The 20917-nt window shown below is 58.8% G+C and carries 14 protein-coding genes and 2 riboswitches; of the genes, 6 read left to right on the top strand and 8 right to left on the bottom strand.

Going from position 1 to position 20917, the window contains the following annotated elements:
• Nucleotides 1-71: 71 nt before the first annotated feature.
• A complete protein-coding gene (locus ACYZTR_RS16890) occupies nucleotides 72-3995 on the top strand; it encodes a dermonecrotic toxin domain-containing protein (RefSeq protein WP_461972673.1) in 3924 nt (1307 codons plus the stop codon).
• Between the two features lie 50 nt (nucleotides 3996-4045).
• Here ACYZTR_RS16890 and ACYZTR_RS16885 read toward each other — a convergent pair whose 3' ends face one another.
• Nucleotides 4046-4540, bottom strand: coding sequence for a DUF934 domain-containing protein (locus ACYZTR_RS16885; protein ID WP_461972671.1), 495 nt, complete (start codon nucleotides 4538-4540; stop codon nucleotides 4046-4048).
• Nucleotides 4524-6182, bottom strand: coding sequence for a nitrite/sulfite reductase (locus tag ACYZTR_RS16880; protein WP_461972669.1), 1659 nt, complete (start codon nucleotides 6180-6182; stop codon nucleotides 4524-4526). The genes ACYZTR_RS16885 and ACYZTR_RS16880 overlap by 17 nt, the downstream gene beginning before the upstream one ends.
• Nucleotides 6183-6705: 523 nt before the next feature.
• On the opposite strand from ACYZTR_RS16880, the gene ACYZTR_RS16875 reads away from it, so the two are divergent.
• Complete coding sequence (locus tag ACYZTR_RS16875) at nucleotides 6706-7779, top strand: ABC transporter substrate-binding protein (protein WP_461972667.1); 1074 nt, start codon at nucleotides 6706-6708, stop codon at nucleotides 7777-7779.
• Here ACYZTR_RS16875 and ACYZTR_RS16870 read toward each other — a convergent pair.
• Both ACYZTR_RS16870 and metH read right to left on the bottom strand, forming a co-directional pair.
• On the bottom strand, nucleotides 7776-7994 hold the full coding sequence (locus ACYZTR_RS16870; RefSeq protein WP_461972665.1) for a DUF2970 domain-containing protein: 219 nt from the start codon (nucleotides 7992-7994) through the stop codon (nucleotides 7776-7778). The two genes, ACYZTR_RS16875 and ACYZTR_RS16870, sit on opposite strands and share 4 nt — an antisense overlap.
• 102 nt (nucleotides 7995-8096) lie before the next feature.
• Nucleotides 8097-11807, bottom strand: coding sequence for a methionine synthase (gene metH / locus ACYZTR_RS16865; protein WP_461972663.1), 3711 nt, complete (start codon nucleotides 11805-11807; stop codon nucleotides 8097-8099).
• Between the two features lie 154 nt (nucleotides 11808-11961).
• Here metH and ACYZTR_RS16860 point away from each other — a divergent pair, with 154 nt between their 5' ends.
• The 3 genes from ACYZTR_RS16860 (at nucleotide 11962) to ACYZTR_RS16850 (ending at nucleotide 16553) form a co-directional block, all read left to right on the top strand.
• The gene (locus tag ACYZTR_RS16860) at nucleotides 11962-14259 is read left to right on the top strand and encodes a fatty acid cis/trans isomerase (RefSeq protein ID WP_461972661.1); all 2298 of its coding nucleotides are present in this window, start codon (nucleotides 11962-11964) and stop codon (nucleotides 14257-14259) included.
• Nucleotides 14260-14409: 150 nt separating this feature from the next.
• Nucleotides 14410-14994 carry a Fe-S biogenesis protein NfuA gene (nfuA, locus tag ACYZTR_RS16855; protein WP_007898222.1) on the top strand — a complete coding sequence of 195 codons (585 nt, stop codon included), beginning with the start codon at nucleotides 14410-14412 and terminating at the stop codon, nucleotides 14992-14994.
• Nucleotides 14995-15186: 192 nt separating this feature from the next.
• A protein-coding gene (locus ACYZTR_RS16850) for an IS3 family transposase (protein WP_461972659.1) occupies nucleotides 15187-16553 on the top strand; the annotation gives its coding sequence in 2 pieces (ribosomal slippage) (nucleotides 15187-15667 and nucleotides 15667-16553; 1368 coding nt in all).
• A gap of 67 nt (nucleotides 16554-16620) precedes the next feature.
• Here ACYZTR_RS16850 and cobM read toward each other — a convergent pair.
• The 4 genes from cobM to ACYZTR_RS16830 form a co-directional block, all read right to left on the bottom strand.
• On the bottom strand, nucleotides 16621-17367 hold the full coding sequence (gene cobM / locus ACYZTR_RS16845) for a precorrin-4 C(11)-methyltransferase (RefSeq protein WP_461972657.1): 747 nt from the start codon (nucleotides 17365-17367) through the stop codon (nucleotides 16621-16623).
• Between the two features lie 83 nt (nucleotides 17368-17450).
• Nucleotides 17451-17864, bottom strand: coding sequence for a cobalamin biosynthesis protein (locus tag ACYZTR_RS16840; RefSeq protein ID WP_461972655.1), 414 nt, complete (start codon nucleotides 17862-17864; stop codon nucleotides 17451-17453).
• Nucleotides 17861-18568, bottom strand: coding sequence for a CbtA family protein (locus ACYZTR_RS16835; protein ID WP_461972653.1), 708 nt, complete (start codon nucleotides 18566-18568; stop codon nucleotides 17861-17863). Before ACYZTR_RS16835 ends, ACYZTR_RS16840 begins: the two co-directional genes overlap by 4 nt.
• Before the next feature lie 10 nt (nucleotides 18569-18578).
• The gene (locus ACYZTR_RS16830) at nucleotides 18579-18782 is read right to left on the bottom strand and encodes a CbtB domain-containing protein (RefSeq protein WP_223513157.1); all 204 of its coding nucleotides are present in this window, start codon (nucleotides 18780-18782) and stop codon (nucleotides 18579-18581) included.
• A 120-nt stretch (nucleotides 18783-18902) separates the two neighbouring features.
• Nucleotides 18903-19131, bottom strand: a riboswitch (cobalamin riboswitch).
• A gap of 181 nt (nucleotides 19132-19312) precedes the next feature.
• On the opposite strand from ACYZTR_RS16830, the gene ACYZTR_RS16825 reads away from it, so the two are divergent.
• Nucleotides 19313-20338, top strand: coding sequence for an IS110 family RNA-guided transposase (locus ACYZTR_RS16825; protein WP_461972651.1), 1026 nt, complete (start codon nucleotides 19313-19315; stop codon nucleotides 20336-20338).
• Nucleotides 20339-20658: 320 nt separating this feature from the next.
• Nucleotides 20659-20871: riboswitch (cobalamin riboswitch) on the top strand.
• Nucleotides 20872-20917: the final 46 nt, after the last annotated feature.

Below are 20917 nucleotides of genomic sequence, written 5' to 3'. Positions count from 1 at the left end.
CGATCCTTCCTGCTGTCGATTCAAAAACAGTGGCTTATGGTGCTGTTACTTATGTTTGCAATGGACTGCATATGAATGACCACTTGCGTGACAACGTTACTGCGCCGAGTTCGCCTGTCCTGCCGATGCGTGAAGAACTGAAGTCGGCAGTGAACACAGCGCTGCCGCAATCTCCCGAGCAATTTGGCGTCCAGTTGATCAAGGAAAAATGGGGCCAGGATATCAACCCGCACGCAGTCCTGTTAGTGACGCTGGATTATAACTACCGGGGGCATCCGCAACAGAACGGCATCCAGCAAGGCCAAACAGCGAGCTCGCAGACATTGTTACAGGCGCTGCTATACAACTATCAAACCGTCGGCGACGGGCGTTTCGGCGAAACCGCATTCGGCCTGTACACGCCGCCCGATGACGGTCCCTCGGTGCGTATCGTGGAGAATGTCGATGAATTCGCCGAACAGGGCTCAGGCAACCACTACACCTATGAAGGCATCTATCGGCAAACCGTGCCACAGGTTTACGGGCCGAGTACGCAAATTGCCCTTCGACCCGCCGACTTCAAGAAATGGGTCTGGGAACTGGATCTACAGACTCGCTATCAGGCTTATCTCGATCATGCCTGGCCCGCTGATGAGCGGATCGTGCAGGCCGAACCGTATGCGCTGAGAACCTCGGTCAAGGCAGCTTTTGTCATGAGTGCCTGCCTGCAATTTCAGGAAGGCAGTCTGAGCCAGGAAGGCCTGGCGCTGGCGATGCAGGCAGGCGGATTGCCGGCGGATCAAACCTGGAGCGCGTTGAGCACCACCGATCTGCAAGCCCCGACCCGCGTCAGCGCGCAAGTCGAGACCAGTCGCCTGACGATCTATCGCTACACCTCGACTGATATCTGGTGTTTTCGCCACCGCGCCGGCACCAGGATCTTGTTGTACATCCCGGCGAACTCTTCGCCGTTGCATGAGTTTGTCGACGTCCACCCCTTGCGCGAATGGATCGTGGCGCAAGCAAAGGGGGCTGACACAAAACGAGCCTTGGCCGCGCACTTTGCCGAGGAGGACCGTGAGGATGGCACCTTTCATGCGGGTGTGTTGACTGCATTGGAGGGGATAGCGATCTACCCGAGGAAGCACAGGCTGACAAATAACGCCGGTTTCTTTAACGATGACGGCTATTGGGAGCCGCAGGATTACATCGACTTTGAGCGCGCGTCCGCCGCAGTCGATCCGTTTGCGCAACTGGTGTTGACCATGAAGCGGGCGGCCATGGCCAGCGTCAAATCCATCCGTGACGATGCTCAGGTCAATCGAGACAATCTGAGTGCGGTAGTCGAACCGCTGGTGCGGTGGATCAACCAGTTTGGTCCGTTGGCACTGTTTGTTCCCGGTGGCGAAGGGTTGTTGGCGCTGGCCGGGCTCATCGATGCCGGCTATGGCATCAATCTGGCAGTCAACGGCCAAACCGCCGAAAAACGTTCCGAAGGCGTGACGCGCACCGTGTTCGGCTTGCTCAATGCGCTACCGTTGGCCGGGGCTGTCGCGGCGCTCAAGGGCGAAGGCGCAAGCGCGGGCAGAGTGGCTGAAACACTCCACGAGTCCTCGGAGCCCGTCAGCGAACCGAGCAGCGAGCTTCTGCCCGACGCGACGCCTCTCCTCACACCCGGGCAAGCGCCACCGTCGGTGCTGCCACGGTTGGAGCTGATTCGTGGTGTGTGCGCCCCGTTTGCTTCGTTCAGCGATGAGGTGCTGGGCCAAATCGCCAGAATCAGTACCGTCGACGACGACATGTTGCGCCTGATGCAGTTCGGGCGTGCGCCGACTCCGCTGCTGCTCGACACCATCAGCCGATTCAAGCTCGATCAGGCGCTTGAAGCGATTGCCGACCCGGCAGCGCGAGTGCAATTGTTCATTACGCGTTATCAGGCACTCCAGCAGTCGGAGCACGAATGGGTTCGGTTGTTTCAACGGGAGTATCCCGGTTTGCCGAAAGCCGTCGTGGAGCAGATCCTGGACCGCTCGGGCGTCGACATCGGCCGGCCGGTCGATGCTGTCGAGGCGCATAAGGTATTCAAGCGACTGGACGGCAAGGCCCGACAGTATCAAGGCCACGTAAGGCTCAATCGCGCCTATGAGAGTCTTTATTTGCACTCGATCGTTCACCCCGAATCCGACATCCTGGCCCTGCATTCACTCGGGCGCTTACCCGGTTGGCCCAGGCGCTTGCGAATCGAAGTGCTTGAGGGTTCCATCAGTGGCCGGGTACTGGATCGTTGCGGACCGCTCGACTCGGCGGACTGCCGTCGATTGATCAAGACCGGTAACCGCTATCGAAATTCTGCCGCGGCGAATACCGCCACCGCACAGTCGGATTTGTTTTGCGCGCTACTCGGTGCGTTGTCTGCCGGGGAGCGCGAGGCGTTGTCCTTGCGCTCGCTGGATCAGGCCGGCGAATTACGGCTTCGACTCGGTGAGCGGGCGATCACACGTAACGAGCTGATGCTTGGGTTGAATCGAATGGATAGCGGATTGCCCTTTGAGTCCCAGGGTTTGCGCGGCGGCGGGTTTCCGAACACCCCGCAAGCTGTGGCGCTGACCCATGAAATGATGCGGTTGCAGGTCAAGGATCTTTATCCGGATTTCACCAACGCCCAAGCTGAGGAACTGCTTCGAACGGCAGGCGCTGGGGCTCAAGCGCTTCTGGACAGTCTGAAGTTACAGTTGCAGCAATTGAGCATCGATCTGCGCTACTGGGTCGATCAGTCGTTGCTGGATGTCGATGATATGGATCTGGACTTCCTCACGCTGGGCGATGAAGACGCTGCAGGCATGAACGCTCAACAGGTGGCGGCGCACAATGTTGAAATGTTGCAGCACGTGATCGACTACGAACGCCAAACCCGCAACGAACTGGCCGACGAATTGATCGCCATCTGGCAAAAGCGTTCGGCTGACACCGATCGCGTCCTTTCTGGCGAAGGGGTTGCCGGTTACAAACTCAATCTGGATTTTGAGGACTATCACCGTTTGCCGACGATGAACGTTCGTTTCGACGAGGTCATCGAATTGTCGATGCACGGATTGCACCTGATCGAGCGCGAGAGCCTGAATGCGTTCCTGGAAAGTTTCCCGAACCTGCATTCGCTGAATCTGAAAAATGTCGACCTGCGCGGTCTCAACGCCGCTGGCGTGCTGGAGGGTGAGCTGCCCTCGAGGATTCGGCGAATGAACCGGCTCGAAACACTGAATCTCAACGCCACGTTTCTAGCGTTCAAAGAGGACACCGCTGGGCATTTGTGCGATCTGCTCAGTTTGCAAACGCTGGACCTGAGTGATAACCCGTTGGCCGTCCCGCCTGTGGTGCTGGGCTTGAACGATTTGCGCGTTCTGAACCTGAGAAACACCGGTATTACCCGATGCCCGGTGGGCATTGCCAATGACCCGTATTTGACTTCGCTGGATGTGCGCGACAACCGGATCACTCGGGTTCCCGACGCGATACTGAATCAGGCTGTCGCCAAGGATCGGGTACGGCTTTGGGGCAACCCGCTGACGGATGAGGAGACGCTGACACGACTGGTCGAGCATCGTGAGCGCACCGGCATCAATCTCTGGCTGAGCGAGCCGGGCGTTGATTATGGCAGCGCGATACCGTGGCTGGAGGACGGCGATGAGCTATCGCGCACAACCCGACAGGAGATCTGGCAACGGTTGGCGGCAAAACCCTCGGGTGGTGTGTTTCTGCGGGTCATGGACGGATTGAGCCTGACGGCGGATTTCCGCGTTGGTTACTGGTTGCTGCAAGCCCGGGTATGGCGACTGATGCGTGAAGCGGATGCTTCAGAGGAATTGTGGGGCTGGCTGCGTCAATGTGTCGAAACGACGCTGGCCGACGCGGAGAATCCATTCAGGTTGTTCAACATTCTGGAAGATCGGGCGCGCCTTTACAGCAACTGGGTGGCCATGGGACGGCCAATTCCGCTAGGGGAGCATCCAGAACCTTAAGAGGAGGGGAAACGCCTTGAACCTCCGGATGGAGGTTCAAGGCGTCACGATCAACGGCGACGGAACAGCGGCAGCGGTTCGTCGGTGGCGGCCTGATAGGTCACCGAGAAGTCCTTGAGACTTTCAAGGGCTTCGTACGGGTCTTTATCGGCGCGAATCGCAAATGCATCGAAACCGCAGCGACGCAGGTAGAACAGCTGGTCGCGCAGCACATCGCCGATCGCCCGCAGTTCACCTTTGAAGCCATAACGGTCACGCAGCAGGCGGGCATTGGAGTAGTTGCGGCCATCGGTGAAGGCCGGGAAGTTCAAGGCGATCACCTTGAACTGATCCACGTCTTCAGCGATTTCTTCGGCTTCTTCGTCAGCGTCCAGCCACACGCCCAAACCGCCATCGCGGGCCTTGAGCATACGGCTGTGTTCGCGCCACAGCTGCAGCGGGACGATGTAATCGTCGCAGTTACTGATCTCGTCGATGTTGAAGTCCTTGGGCAGCAAGTGCCAGGTTTCGTCGACGACTTCGTTATTCTTAATGATTCGCTGCATAGACGCGCTCCTTGAAGAGGTCAATGCCAATACGCTGATAAGTGTCGATGAAACGCTCGTCTTCGGTACGTTGTTCGATGTACACGTCGATCAGCTTTTCGATCACATCAGGCATGACGTCCTGGGCGAAGGACGGACCGAGAATTTTACCCAGGCTGGCGTCGCGACTTCCGCTGCCACCGAGGGACACCTGGTAGAACTCTTCGCCTTTCTTGTCCACCCCGAGGATGCCGATGTGGCCGACGTGGTGGTGACCACAGGCGTTCATGCAGCCGGAGATGTTCAGGTCCAGTTCGCCGATATCGAACAGGTAATCCAGGTCTTCGAAGCGACGCTGGATCGATTCGGCGATCGGGATCGACTTGGCGTTGGCCAGGGAGCAGAAGTCGCCGCCCGGGCAGCAGATGATGTCGGTCAGCAATCCGATGTTCGGCGTGGCGAAACCTTGCTCACGCAACTCGCCCCACATCGCGAACAACTGACTTTGTTCAACGTCGGCCAGAATGATGTTCTGCTCGTGAGAGGTGCGCAGCTGACCGAAGCTGTAACGATCGGCCAGGTCGGCAACGGCATCGAGCTGCTTGTCGGTGATGTCGCCCGGTGCAACACCAGTTGGCTTCAGGGACAGGGTCACGGCCACATAACCTGGCTTCTTGTGGGCCAGGGTATTGCGGGTGCGCCAGCGCGCGAAGCCCGGGTGCTGTTTGTCGAGCTCGGCCAGTTCAGCGGTCTGGTTGTCCAGGGCTTTGTAGTCCGGGTCGACGAAATGTTTGGCGACGCGATGCACTTCGGCGTCGGTCAGCGTGGTCTGGCCACCGCGAAGGTGTTCCATTTCCGCGTCGACTTTTTGCGCGAAGACTTCAGGGGTCAGGGCCTTGACCAGAATCTTGATCCGCGCCTTGTACTTGTTGTCACGACGGCCGTAGCGGTTGTAGACCCGCAGGATGGCGTCGAGGTAGCTCAACAGGTCTCGCCACGGCAGGAATTCATTGATGAAAGCGCCCACCACCGGAGTACGGCCGAGACCGCCACCCACCAGCACACGGAAGCCTAGCTCGCCCGCAGCGTTGTGCACCGGCTCAAGGCCGATGTCATGGACTTCGATGGCCGCACGGTCGGACGTCGAACCGTTAATCGCGATCTTGAACTTGCGCGGCAAGTAAGCGAATTCCGGGTGGAAGGTGGTCCACTGGCGGACGATCTCGCACCATGGACGCGGATCGATCAACTCATCGGCAGCGACACCGGCGAACTGATCCGTGGTGACGTTGCGCAAGCAGTTGCCGCTGGTCTGGATCGCGTGCATCTGCACGGTAGCCAGTTCGGCAAGGATGTCCGGGATGTCTTCCAGCGCCGGCCAGTTGAACTGTACGTTCTGCCGGGTGCTGATGTGGGCATAGCCTTTGTCATAGTCACGGGCAATCTTGGCCATCATTCGCGTCTGGCGCGAAGTCAGTTGGCCGTAAGGCACCGCCACCCGCAACATCGGCGCGAAGCGTTGGATATAAAGGCCATTTTGCAGGCGCAGGGGGCGGAATTCTTCTTCGCTCAGCTCGCCTGCCAGATAGCGTCGGGTCTGATCACGGAACTGCTTGACGCGGTCCTCGATGATCCGCTGATCGTACTCGTCGTATACGTACATATAAGTCCTGTTCTCAGGCTTGGGCCGGTCGGATCCAGTTGCGTTTTTCGCTTAGAAGTCTCCGATGCTGCCTCGGCAATTCTGCGCGCACGGCCGCGCACTCCCAACGGAGCCGGGGCAAGATACCAGTTTGCAGTTATGCGCAAAAGTGATGTTTGAGTATATGTAAAGAACCAAAACGACTAATGAGGAGCAACAAGGTAAAACCCACATTTGTGATGCGGGCAATCATCGTCTTAACTGTGCTCGAGTCTTTATGCAATCACCGATAAAACCGACAAGAGGCGATGCAATGAGCAACCCTACCAAAACGGCTAAACCCGATAGCACGGTCGATGCTTGGGCCATTCTGTTCCTGATCATTCTGGTCGTGGGCACAGCGGTATATTGGGTCAGCCATCAATAACCGACCCCGTCCGGGCTCGATTCCGACGATTGTCGGACAATACCCCGAATAAACGCCGTTTTCCGGGACTTCGCTGGCTATACTGCCCGGCGAAATGCCGAGGGGCCCGGACGATCAATGTTGAAGTTTTTCTACTCATTCCTGTTGATGTGCAGCGCGGTTTACGGACCCGGTGCGCGCGCGGAATCGGTGCTGTTTCTGAATCCCGGGAACACTGACGAAGCGTTCTGGGTCAGCTATTCGCAATTCATGCAGGCGGCAGCCACGGACCTGGGCATAGATTTGCGAATTCTCTATTCCCGGCGCATGCCTGAGCTCACGCTGGCGCAAGCCCGCCTGGCGCTGCAGGATGACAATCGTCCGGACTATCTGGTTTTCGTCAACGAACAGTACGTCGCACCGCAAATCCTGCGTCTGGCCCAGGGCAGCGGGGTGAAGTTGTTTATGGTCAACGCTTCGTTGACGGCCAATCAGCTAAGTCTGCTGGGGGATCGCTCTGATCGGTTGGGCAGCCTGGTGCCCAACGATGAGGAGGGTGGCTACCTGATGCTCAAGGAACTGATTCGCCAGCATCGGCCCGTGGCACCCGATCAGGTCATCGAGTTGCTGGCGTTTTCCGGCCTGAAGATCACACCGTCGGCGCAACTGCGCGAGCAAGGCATGATGCGGGCCTTGGCCGAGCACCCTGAAGTGCGCTTGCGCCAACTGGTTTACAGCGGCTGGACCCGGGATCGGGCGTATGAACAGGCGACGCTGCTGTGGCGGCGTTACCCGAAGGTCTCGCTGGTGTGGTCAGCCAATGACGAAATGGCGTTTGGCGCCATGCAGGCCTTTTCGGAGGCGGGTGGGGTGCCCGGCAAGGATGCGTTGTTCAGTGCGGTCAACACCTCGCCAGCAGCGTTGCAGGCGACGGTCGACGGACGCATAAGCGTGTTGTTGGGCGGGCACTTCACGTTGGGTGGCTGGGCACTGGTGGAGTTGCATGACCTTGATCAGGGCGTGGATCTGCGCCAGTACGGCGGCCGTGACCAGCAGATCCCGTTGTTGCAGCTGATCGACAAGGCACAGGCCAAGCGATTGCTGGCCATGGGTGCATCACCGGATTACGGTGTGAACTTCCGTCGTCTTTCAGCCAAGGGCCGACCGACGTCGTATCGCTATCCGTTCAGCCTGCAAACCTTGATGCGCTAAATCCCGGCCAGGTGCACTATCAGTTGCACGATGCCAAACAGGGTCAGGGCGAACACCGCGGTGAACACAATCCCCAGAATCACGAAATGACTCGGCTTGCCGTGCGCGAAGTCCCGGGCCCGATTTTTTCCGCTCTGCACCCCGAACGCCGCCGCCATGACGCTGTGCAGCATCTGCCAGAACGTCGGCGGTTTGTTGTCGACTGGATCGTCCATAAACCCCTCGTCACCCATGTGTGAGTGCTAAGCATAGACAATATTGCAGCGATAGATCGTTCCCACGCAGAGCGTGGGAACGATCGGACCGAGTTGCCTCTATTAGTTGTCGTAACCCAGGTTCGGCGCCAACCACCGCTCGGTCACGCTCAACTCCTGACCCTTGCGCGACGTGTAGCTCTGCACCTGGTCCTTGTCGATCTTGCCCACGGCAAAATACTGCGCCTGCGGGTGAGCGAAGTACCAACCGCTGACCGCTGCCGCCGGGAACATGGCGTAGTGCTCGGTAAGGAACACGCCGCTGCGGCCGGCTTTCATTTCCGCGGCTTCAGGGTCCAGCAACTTGAACAGCGCGGATTTCTCGGTGTGATCCGGGCAGGCCGGGTAGCCCGGGGCAGGGCGGATGCCGGTGTATTGCTCTTTGATCAGCGCCTCGTTGTCGAGCGTTTCGTCCTTGGCGTATCCCCAGTAGTCTTTACGGACTTGCTGGTGCAGCCACTCGGCGCAAGCCTCGGCCAAGCGGTCAGCCAGTGCCTTGACCATGATCGAGTTGTAGTCGTCGCCCGCATCTTGATAGGCCTTGGCCACCTCTTCGGCACCGATCCCGGCGGTGGTGATGAAACCACCCACGTAGTCGGTGAGTTCGCTGTCCTTCGGTGCCACGAAATCGGCCAGGGAGAAGTTCGGCTTGCCGTCGGTCTTGATGATCTGCTGGCGCAGGTGATGCAGCTTGGCAATCGGCTTGCCGTCATCGCCATAGACTTCAATGTCATCTTCACGCACCTGGTTGGCCGGCCAGAAGCCGAACACCGCGCGGGCGCTGATGAGTTTCTCGTCGATCAGTTTGGCAAGCATTTCCTGGGCGTCGGCGTACAACGCCGTGGCGGCTTCACCGACCACTTCATCCGTGAGGATGCGCGGGAATTTGCCGGCCAGGTCCCAGGAGATAAAGAACGGCGTCCAGTCGATGTATTCGGCCAAGACCTTCAGGTCAATGTTCTCCAGCACCTTGGCACCGGTGAACGTCGGTTTGACCGGCTCATACGTGCTCCAGTCGAACTGCGGTTTCTTGGCGATGGACGCTGGATAGCTCAAGCGTTCGGTGCGGGCGCTGCGGTTGGCGGTGCGCTCGCGGACTTCGATGTATTCCAGGCGGGTCTTCTCGATGAAGGCCGGCTTCAATTCCTTGGACAGCAACTGTGTCGCCACGCCCACGGCGCGAGAGGCGTCGGTGACGTAGATCACCGCGTCGTTGCTGTACTTGGGCTCGATCTTCACTGCGGTGTGCGCCTTGGAGGTGGTCGCGCCACCGATCATCAGCGGCAGGTGGAAGTCCTGACGCTGCATCTCACGGGCCACGTGGACCATTTCATCCAGCGAAGGCGTAATCAGCCCGGACAGGCCGATGATGTCGCACTTCTGCTCCTTGGCCACTTGCAGAATTTTCTCGGCCGGCACCATCACGCCGAGGTCGACGATGTCGTAGCCGTTACAGCCCAGCACCACGCCGACGATGTTCTTGCCGATGTCGTGGACGTCACCCTTGACCGTGGCCATGAGGATCTTGCCCTTGGCTTGCGGTTTGTCGCCTTTTTCCAGTTCGATGAACGGGATCAAGTGGGCCACGGCCTGCTTCATCACGCGGGCGGACTTCACCACCTGTGGCAGGAACATTTTGCCGGCGCTGAACAGGTCGCCGACGATGTTCATGCCGGACATCAGCGGGCCTTCGATGACTTCGATCGGCCGGGTGAACGACTGACGGGATTCTTCGGTGTCTTCAACAATATGCGTGGTGATGCCCTTGACCAGTGCATGCTCCAGACGCTTGTTGACGGGCCAGCCGCGCCACTCTTCGGTCTCGGCTTCCTTGACGCTGCCATCGCCCTTGTACTTATCGGCGATGGCGAGCAGGGCGTCGGTGCCTTCCGGCGTGCGGTTGAGCACCACGTCTTCCACGGCGTCACGCAGTTCGGCCGGAATCTGGTCGTAGATCTCCAGTTGGCCGGCGTTGACGATACCCATGGTCAGGCCGTTGCGGATCGCATACAGCAGGAACACCGAGTGAATCGCTTCGCGCACCGGGTTGTTGCCCCGGAACGAGAACGACACGTTGGACACGCCGCCGGAGGTCAGCGCATACGGCAGCTCGTCGCGGATGTAGGCACAGGCGTTGATGAAGTCCACAGCGTAGTTGTTGTGTTCTTCGATGCCGGTGGCGATGGCGAAGATGTTCGGGTCGAAGATGATGTCTTCCGGCGGGAAGCCAACTTCGTTGACCAGAATGTCGTAGGAGCGCTTGCAGATCTCTTTTTTGCGCGCTTCGGTGTCGGCCTGTCCGGCTTCGTCGAAGGCCATCACCACCACGGCGGCGCCATAGCGCTTGCACAATTTGGCGTGGTGAATGAACTGCTCGACGCCTTCCTTCATGCTGATCGAGTTGACGATGCCCTTGCCCTGAATGCATTTGAGGCCGGCTTCGATCACTTCCCACTTGGAGGAGTCGATCATGATCGGCACGCGGGAGATGTCCGGCTCACCGGCAATCAGATTGAGGAAGGTCACCATGGCCTTCTTCGAATCGAGCATCCCTTCGTCCATGTTGATGTCGATCACCTGGGCACCGGCTTCGACCTGCTGCAGGGCGACTTCCAAGGCTTCGGTGTAGTTGTCTTCCCGGATCAGCCGCGCAAACTTGGCCGAACCGGTGATGTTAGTGCGCTCGCCGACGTTGATGAACAACGAGTTGCGATCGATGGTGAACGGCTCCAGACCCGAGAGGCGGCAGGCCTTGGGGATCTCCGGAATCTCGCGCGGTGCGTAACCGGCCACGGCTTTGGCGATGGCTTCGATGTGGCCCGGCGTGGTGCCGCAGCAGCCGCCGACGATGTTGAGGAAGCCGCTTTGGGCGAACTCTTCGATGACCTTGGCGGTTTCTGACGGCAGTTCGTCGTACTCGCCGAATTCGTTCGGCAGGCCGGCGTTCGGGTGCGCCGACACGTGGGTGCTGGCCTTGTTCGACAGCTCTTCCAGGTAAGGGCGCAGTTCGCTGGCACCGAGGGCGCAGTTCAAACCGACCGAAATCGGCTTGGCGTGAGCCACGGAGTTCCAGAACGCTTCGGTGGTCTGGCCGGACAGGGTTCGGCCGGAGGCGTCGGTGATGGTGCCGGAAATCATGATCGGCAGTTCGATGCTTAACTCTTCGAACACCCCTTGCACGGCGAAGATCGCAGCTTTGGCGTTCAGGGTGTCGAAAATGGTTTCGATCAGGATCAGGTCGGCGCCGCCTTCGATCAGGCCTTTGGTGGCCTCGGTGTAGTTTTCCACCAGTTCATCGAAGGTCACGTTGCGGTAGCCGGGGTTGTTCACGTCCGGCGACAGCGAGCAGGTGCGGCTGGTCGGCCCGATCACGCCGGCGACGAAGCGCGGCTTGTCCGGGGTCTCCAGGGTCTTGGCATCGGCCACCTTGCGCGCCAGCCGTGCGCCTTCTACGTTTAACTCGTACGCCAGGCCCTGCATGCCGTAGTCGGCCAGGGAAACCTGAGTGGCGTTGAAAGTGTTGGTTTCCAGAATGTCGGCGCCGGCATCCAGGTAGGCTTTCTCGATGGCGCCAATCACGTCCGGACGCGTCAGGATCAACAGGTCGTTGTTGCCCTTGACGTCACTTGGCCAGTCGGCGAAACGTTTGCCTCGGTAATCCTGCTCCTCGAGCTTGTAGCTCTGGATCATCGTGCCCATGCCGCCATCGAGAATCAGGATGCGCTCTTTGAGGGCGTGCTTGAGAGCTTGAAGGCGAACACTGCGATCGGACATTTGGACTACTCGGAAAGACCATGACGAAGGGGCAGGATGATAGCAAACCTGCGTGGTTTTAGAGCATGTCCCGGTTTTGCATGAATATCGCTCATGATGATGTGGGGGACAGACCGGTAGAATCGCAGCGCTTTTCATGATTGGGACCAGGGACATGTCGAATCGCGTCATCACCAGCCTGTTTATGCTGCTTTTAAGCTGGGATGCCATCGCGCAAGGTCCGGCGATTTCCTCTGCGATTTCCTACAGCCGCGACATCCAGCCGATCTTCACCGAAAAGTGTGTGGCCTGCCACGCCTGCTATGACTCCGCCTGTCAGCTCAATCTGGGCAGTGGCGAAGGGGCTGCTCGGGGCGCGACCAAGATCCCGGTCTACGACGGCGAACGCAGCCAGGCTGCCGCGCCGACCCGGCTGTTTTATGACGCTTTTGGTCAACGTGCCTGGCAGCAAAAGGACTTCTACTCGGTGCTCGACGCTCAAGGCAGCCAAGCCTCGCTGATGGCGCGGATGCTGGAGCAGGGCCACAAAACCCCATTGCAACCCAACGCCAGGTTGCCCGAAGACATCGTCCTTGGTCTTAACCGGGAAAACAGGTGCGCCATGCCGGCCGAGTTCGACGGCTACGCCCGTTCACACCCCCAAGAGGGCATGCCGCTGGCGGTCACCGGCCTGACCGACCAGCAATACCAGACGCTGCAACGCTGGTTGGCGTCCGGCGCGCCGATTGACGAGCAAGGTCTTGTGCCGAGCGCCAAAGAAGCGTTGCAGGTGGTGCAGTGGGAAAACCTGCTCAACGCACCGGGCGCGCGACAGAGCCTGGTGGGGCGTTGGTTGTTCGAGCATTGGTTTCTCGCTCATCTCTACTTCAAGGACGGCGAGCCGGGGCATTTCTTTCAGTGGGTACGTTCACGCACGCCGACCGGCCAGCCGATCGATCTGATCAACACACGCCGCCCGAATGACGATCCGGGTACTCGGGTGTATTACCGCTTGTGGCCGGTGCAAGGCGTGATTGTGCAAAAGACCCACATCACCTACCCGTTGAGCGCGGCGAAGATGGCGCGGACCAAAAGCCTCTTCTATAACGGCAACTGGCAGGTCAATGCGTTGCCAGGCTACGGGCCGGATCGTCGGGCCAATCCGTTCACTACGTTCGAGGCGATCCCGGCCCAGGCGCGTTATCAGTTCATGCTCGATAACGCCGAATACTTCGTGCGCACCTTCATTCGCGGCCCGGTGTGCCGCGGTCAGATCGCCACCGACGTGATCCGCGATAACTTCTGGGCAATGTTCCAGGCGCCTGAGCACGACCTCTACATCATCGATCCGAACTACCGCGGTCAGGCCACGCCGCTGCTGGCGATGCCGGGGCAGAACGATGATGTCGGCAGTGTCCTGAGCCTGTGGCATGACTACCGCAACAAGCGTAACGAATACGAGGCGCTACGCCGTGACAGTTACGCCGATACGCCAGCCCCGAGCTGGTCGACCTTGTGGGCCGGCAACGACAACGCGCTGCTGAGCATTTTCCGGCATTTCGACAGCGCCTCGGTGAACAAGGGCCTGATCGGTGACGTGCCGCAAACAATGTGGCTGTTCGACTTCCCGCTGCTGGAGCGCACTTATTATCAGTTGGCGGTCAATTTCGACGTGTTCGGCAACGTCTCCCATCAGGCGCAAACGCGCCTGTACTTCGACTTGATTCGCAACGGCGCCGAGCAAAACTTCCTGCGTCTGATGCCCGCCGAATCGCGGGATGATTACCTCGACGATTGGTACCAGAGCGGCGGAAAATTCAAGATGTGGCTGGACTACGAGTCCATCGATAACGACAAAGAGACGGCGCTGGTGCTGGACGAAAAGGACCCGAAACGCGATTTCGCCATGCAGTTGCTGGCCCGTTACGGCGACCTCAACGCCAAGCCTGATCCGATCAACCGGTGTGATGGCGCTTATTGCTCGCGGCCTAATATCGATCCGGCATTGCAGAGCGCCGAGCAGGCGTTGAGTCGACTGACTTCGCGTCCGGCGGCCGGATTGAGAGTCATTGATCAGTTGCCGGAAGCGACCCTGCTGCGCATCGAAACCCAAAGCGGCAAACGCGAGGTTTACAGCCTGCTGCGCAACCGCGCACACAGTAACGTGGCGTTCCTGCTCGGTGAATCGCTGCGGTATCAGCCAGGGCTCGACACCGTGACTATTTACCCGGGCGTGCTCAGTAGCTATCCGAACTTCATGTTCAACATCCCGGCCGAGCAAGTGCCGGCATTCGTGGATGCCATGGAAAACGCCAAGGACGCCAATCGCTTCGAAAAAATCGTCGAGCGCTGGGGTATTCGCCGCAGCCATCCGCAGTTCTGGTTCTACTTCCATGACCTGAGCCGGTACGTCCACGAGACCGATCCGGTGGAAGAGGGCGTGCTGGACATGAACCGGTACGAGAATCTTTGATAGAAAGCCTGAACACGCACCGCCGAACTCCTACAGGGGTTGCGGTGATTAGACGTTCATCGACAGGCGCATCTTTCCCGACAAAAATACTAGGACTTTGTGCGGCGCGATGATTGGCGTAAACTGCGCCCAAGCCTGCGAGGAGTTTCCATGACCGCTATTACCATTACCGACGCCGCCCACGATTATCTGGCTGATCTGCTCTCCAAGCAGAACACCCCAGGCATCGGCATCCGCGTCTTTATCACCCAGCCTGGCACTCAGTACGCCGAAACCTGCATTGCTTACTGCAAGCCGGGCGAAGAAAAACCTGAAGACACCGCGCTGGGGCTGAAAAGCTTCACCGCTTACATCGACTCGTTCAGCGAAGCCTTTCTGGACGATGCGGTCGTCGACTACGCCACCGACCGCATGGGCGGCCAGCTGACCATCAAGGCGCCAAACGCCAAAGTCCCGATGGTCAACGCCGACAGTCCGGTCAACGAGCGCATCAACTACTACCTGCAAACCGAGATCAACCCGGGGCTGGCCAGCCACGGCGGTCAGGTCAGCCTGATCGATGTGGTCGAAGACGGCATCGCCGTACTGAAGTTCGGCGGCGGTTGCCAAGGCTGCGGCCAGGCAGACGTCACCCTGCGCGAAGGCATCGAGCGCACGTTGCTCGAGCGTATTCCCGAGCTTAAGGGTGTTCGTGACGTCACCGACCACACGCAGAAAGAAAACGCCTACTACTAAGGCGTTCGCTGCGTATTGAAAAAAACGGCACCCGTGAGTGCCGTTTTTTTTGATCGTTCCCACGCACAGCAAAGGAATGCCTCAACGGACGCTCCGCGTTCGGCTCTAGAAGGGACGCGGAGCGTCCCGGGCTGCATTCCCACGCAGAGTGGTCTGCACCCCAAAAGTTGGACACAACTGATGGGGTGTTTCATGGGTAAGTACACTGTTCAAGCAAAGTTATCAGCGGTACAGGATTACTGTTCCGGCAAAGCGGGATTTAGAGAGGTCGCGCATCGTCACAACGTTGATTTTTCGTCGTTGCGTCAGTGGGTCGCGGCCTACCAAGTGCACGGTGCTGCGGCGCTAGAAGCAAAAAAGGTGCAGCACTACAGCGTTGAATTCAGGTTGTCGGTTCTGAAGCGTATGCGTGAAGAACGGCTTTCCTATCGCCAAGTCGCGGCATTGTTCGATATCCGTAGATTCAGCATCGTCGGCGATTGGCAGCGCCGCTATGATGGGGGCGATGAAAATGCGTTGCTAATCCAACCCAGACGTATCGGACCTGTAAGAAAAATGCCCAAACCGCCCGAACCTGCCCTGCCTCAGTTACCTGATGAATCCCGTAGTCGGGATGAGCTGATTGCGGAACTGAATCAACTTCGGCTGGAAAATGACTATCTAAAAAAGCTGGACGCCTTGGTTCAAAAGAAACGAGCAGCGCAAGAGAACAAGCGCAAATCGTAATCGAACTGAGGCAGCGGCACTCTCTTGATGGTTTGTTAAAAGTGGCAGGATTGGCGCGCAGCACGTTTTATTATCAGCAGAAAGTACTTCAAGCAGCTGATAAGTATGCGGATCTGAAAGCCAAGATACGTGAGGTCTTCGACGCAGACGAAGGCAAGCTTGGCTATCGCCGCGTGACGCTGGCAGTTCGCAAGGATGGTTACGTAATCAGCTACAAGACCGTCCAGCGCCTCATGGCTGAGCTTGGTCTTAGATGCCGCGTGAGTGTGAAGAAGTATCGTGCCTATAAAGGAGAAGTTGGCCGAGCGGCGCCAAATCTTTTGAACCGCGATTTTAACGCCTCACAGCCCAATCAAAAGTGGGTAACTGACGTCACGGAATTTAAAGTGAGCGGGCAGAAGCTTTATCTTTCGCCCATCCTGGACCTGTACAACGGCGAAATCATTTCCTACGATATCGCAAAGCGGCCGTTGTTCAGCATGGTTGGGACAATGCTTAGCGAAGCTTTTAAGCGACTCAAATCAGATGAAAAGCCCATTCTGCATTCAGACCAGGGCTGGCAGTACCGGATGCCCATTTATGGTCAGCTTCTCAAAGAACATTCGGTCACACCGAGCATGTCGCGCAAAGGCAACTGTTACGATAACGCGGCGATGGAGAGCTTCTTTGGCACGCTCAAATCTGAATTTTTTTACCTGAAAAAATTCGAAAATGTCGACGAGCTTCACGCTGGTTTGGTGGATTACATCCACTATTACAATCATCGTCGCATAAAGCTGAAACTAAACGGACTGAGCCCTGTTGAATACAGGACTCAGTCCGTTCAGGTATAGGTCCACAATCGTCCAACTTTTTGGGGTCAGACCAGAGCGTGGGAACGATCGGCCAGCGTGGGAACGATCAGGGTCGGAAGAGATGCGCATGCCCAGCGCGGTACAGCGATGACTCACTGAAGTGATCACTGCCCAACACTCGGCCCACCAAAATCAGCGCCGTGCGTCGAAACCCCTTGGCTTCAACCTTCGCGGCAATGTCCTCAAGCGTCCCCACCACCCAATCCTGATCCGGCCAGGTCGCTCGGTGAATCACCGCGATCGGGCAGTCCGCGCCGTAATGCGGCAGCAATTCAACCAGGATTTTCTCCAGATGATTGACCCCCAGATGAATCGCCATGGTCGCCCCATGCTGCGCCAGGCTGCCCAGCTCTTCGCCAGCGGGCATGGCGGTCTTGTCGGCGTAGCGGGTCAGGATCACGCTTTGCGACACATCGGGCAACGTCAGTTCGGCGCCCAACAGTGCCGCGCAGGCCGCCGTGGCCGTGACGCCGGGAATAATTTCAAAAGGGATGTCGAGTTCGCGCAGGTAGCGAATCTGCTCGCCAATGGCACCGTAAAGACTCGGATCACCGGAATGTACACGGGCCACGTCCTGGCCGTTCGCATGGGCAGTCTTGATCAGCTCGATGATCTGTTCCAGGTGCAGTTCGGCGCTGTTGACCACCTGTTCGGCGCGATGGCCTTCCAGCACGGCGGCGGGCACGAGGGAGCCGGCGTAGATGATCACCGGGCAGCTACGAATCAGCCGTTGGCCTTTGACGGTGATCAGTTCCGGGTCGCCGGGACCTGCGCCAATGAAGTAGACGGTCATCGTCGGTTCCTGTGAGAAAAAGGGTATGGGCAAGGTTTCAGATGAAGATTGCTCATGATCAAAGACGGGGATTATTGAGGATTTCAGGCGACGCAGGCCAAAGCCAAGGTGGCCTGGGCATATTTTTGTCGTGAAATCAGCAATTTTGCCGGTGCCTGGGCCAACTGTTCGGCCAGGGCCAGGGCGGCACTTTCCGCGACGCCGTAGCAGCCGGTGCGTTCGAACGCGATGTCCGAGCGGTGGCTGAGTTGCGGTTGATAGCCGGCCAGTTGTTCACTGCTGAAGTACATCAGTGGCAGCGCTAGCTGTTCAGCCAATTCGATCAAACCAGGTTCTTCGCGCTTCAGGTCAATGCTGGCCAATGCCTTGATCTGGTGGAGCTCGATTTTATAAGCCTGTAACGCCTGATCGAGCAACGCCCGCAGCGTGCTGACGGGGCAGCCGCGCTGGCAGCCCAGGCCGACCACCAGGGTCGGCGCGGCGCTAGTGTCAGTCATGCGTGGTATTGACCATCGCTTTTGCGGCGGAACAACCAGGCACTGATCAAGCCCAGGGCCAGCCAGAACGCAACGTTGGTCAGCTGCGAAGCGATTTTGAACTGAGCTTCCAACGCTTCTGGAGCCAGCATCGAGTGGACTTCCGGTTGTGGTGCGCCGATCACGTGAGGAACGGCCAGAATGGCCACGCCGAGCACTTTCATCAACCAGTGGCGGCTGAACACGATCAATGCGATGCCGGCTGCAGTGGAGGCGGCAGTGCTGATCCACCAGATCTGCCGTTGCGCCAAATCAGCAGCGGCAGTGCCCGGCAGCTCAGGCGGCAGACCGAGGGTTGGCGCCAGCACGAACGTCGCATAACCGGCCAGGCCCCAGAGCAGGCCTTGGGAGGTTTTGGTCGGTGCGCGCAAGGTATAGAGGCCGGCGAGCATCAGGGCGAAACCGACCGCTACCACCAGGTTGCCGCCCGTGGTCGACAGCACGCGCTGCCAGCCGTCTTCCGGTTCCCAGGCTTCGGCGTCGTGGGTGTGAGCGGCGACAGCACCCGCGGCGTGTTCGTGAACTGCAACAGCGGCGGGCTCGGATTTTTCGTAAGTCTCGGCCTGCAGAATCAGCGGAGCCACCCAGAAGCTTTGCAGCAGGGTCAGCAGCAAGGCGGCCAGAAGCCCGGTGAACCCTGCGGTTTGCGCAATACGCTTGATCATGTCAGCAGCCTCAATGGCACGGGAATGCAGAGCTGTGGCGGGTATCGTGCGCGGCATTGTGCACCGCTTCGATGTGCGAGAAACCGGCGAAATACACCAGGCTAGCGCCAAGGATCGACGCACACACCGCGGCGGTCAGGCGTTGAGTCAGGGTCGTGGTGGTGCTGGCGGTGCTCTTATCGGTGTTGCTGCCGGTACTGCTGATGATCGACATGGCGCTTCCCTCTGGTCTGTCAGCGGGTGAATAGAGCGCATGGAAGACCCCTGCGAGTCGGGCGCGCAGAGGTTCAAACAGCGCCCGCCCACCGCGGGTTTGTCATTCAGTGATCGTAATGGTCACTTTGTGTTGCGGGCCGGTCTCCGGGCTCACGAGGGGCGTTGGCTTTCGCCCTGACCTGCAAGCATCACCTTCCCATGCTGAACTGCTGGCACAGTGGTTCTGACGCTTCGCTCGCTTACCGTTGCGGGGGCAGCACCGGACTGACATGACTTTAGAGGAAAGCACATGATTCACCGGTTTCCCGTTTCACCCTGTGAAGGGCACCCGTAACACAGTGCGTAGGAGAGCATGGGCGGGGGTTGGGCGTCAATTGGCAAGGGTTCTCACTTGGATACCGAGTCGCGTCCTTCGCGAGCAAGCCCGCTCCCACAGGTGACCGCATTACAATAATGAAATGGCTACCCCCGCCGCCCCCTGTGATCGCCCACTAAGCTTTCACAGGGGGCCTATCGGAGACCGTTGCCATGAACAAAGTAGCTATTGCCGCCATCGACCTGGGAAAACACTCCTTTCACCTGCATGCTCAAGATGATCGTGGTCATGAGCTCCAGCGCAAAAAGTTTACTCGAGTGGCGCTGATCCAACACCTGGCGAACCTCGATCCCTGCATCGTCGTGATGGAAGCCTGTGGCGGCGCCCACTTCATGGCGCAGGAGGTCGCAAAGCTGGGACATACGCCCAAGCTCATTGCGCCTCATCTCGTGCGTCCTTATGTGAAAAGCAACAAGAACGACTTCGCTGACGCCGAGGCGATCTGCGAGGCAGCGACCCGCCCAACGATGCGCTTTGTCGCCCCCAAGACCCAGGCTCAGCAGGCGTTGGCCATGCTCAACTCGACACGGGATTCGTTCATCAAAGACCGCACCGCGACCGTCAATCGGATTCACGCAGCCCTTCTGGAGGTTGGCGTCAGCTTGGCCCCAGGCTTCAAATCGATCAACGATCTGCCGACGCTACTTGAGGCGAGTTCATTTTCTGAAGACATCAAAATAATTCTGACGATGCTACATGAGCACTTCAACTACCTGAATGAGCGGATCAAGGCACTGGATAAGCGAGTGCAATGCCAGGCCGCTGAAGATGATCTGGCATCTCGTTTGATGACCATGCCGTGTGTCGGCCCGATCACCTCCACCGTCCTGGCTGCCGAGTTGGGTGATGGCAAACAGTTCAAATGCGGGCGAGGCTATTCGGCCTCGATCGGGCTGGTGCCCAAACAGCATTCCACGGGCGGCAAGACCGTTCTATTGGGCATCAGCAAGCGCGGTGATCGCAACCAGAGGCGCCTGCTCATCCAGTGCGCCCGTGTCTACTTGATGCAGCTGGAGCGCCAGAAAGGCTGGCTGGCGGACTGGGTCCGGCAGCTATTAGCCCACCATCACTCCAACCATGTGGTCTGCGCGCTGGCCAATAAGCTGGCGAGGATCGCCTGGGCGATTGCGGCACACCACTCTGAATTCGATGCAGGGCCAACCGCGATGAACGCCTGACCCTGCTGTCACCCGAGCACCACCCACCTGGTTTTGCGATGCTGGATAACAGATGACGTGAACGGCCAACCGGCCTGACGACAACCCTGAGCTCCCACACGGCTGAAAGGCCGTTCGAATAATTAGGATCGTCGGGCATCGATTCTCATCGAGGCGCGGGGGCCACAACCCCACTCAGACGCCGGATAGATGAAAGCAAGCCAACCACGCATCAAAAACAGTATTGCAGAAAAGGGGGTAACCATAGATGTGGGAGCGAGCCTGCTCGCGAAGGGGCCGGTACGGCTGCCACAAGACATTGACCCGCCCTCACACGATGCGTAGCCTTGCGCTTTCGAGGTTCTTCGGCGTCTGCCGAAGCTAAGAAGGGAACGCGGTCGATGCCGCGGCTGCCCCCGCAACTGTGAACGGTTCTGTTGGCTGCCACGCCACTGCAAGCCCTGTCTATCGGGTCCGCGGGAAGGCGCAGCCTACGTCAGTCGAACGACTGGCAAGCCGTCAGCCAGGAGACCTGCCTCGACACAGATTCTCACTTTCAACCGGGCGGGGTGATCCGGTGGCGAACTCTTCAGGCACGCG

It is taken from the genome of Pseudomonas sp. Hz4 (genome assembly GCF_054898165.1).
This window is presented reverse-complemented; position numbering and strand designations above follow the sequence as displayed.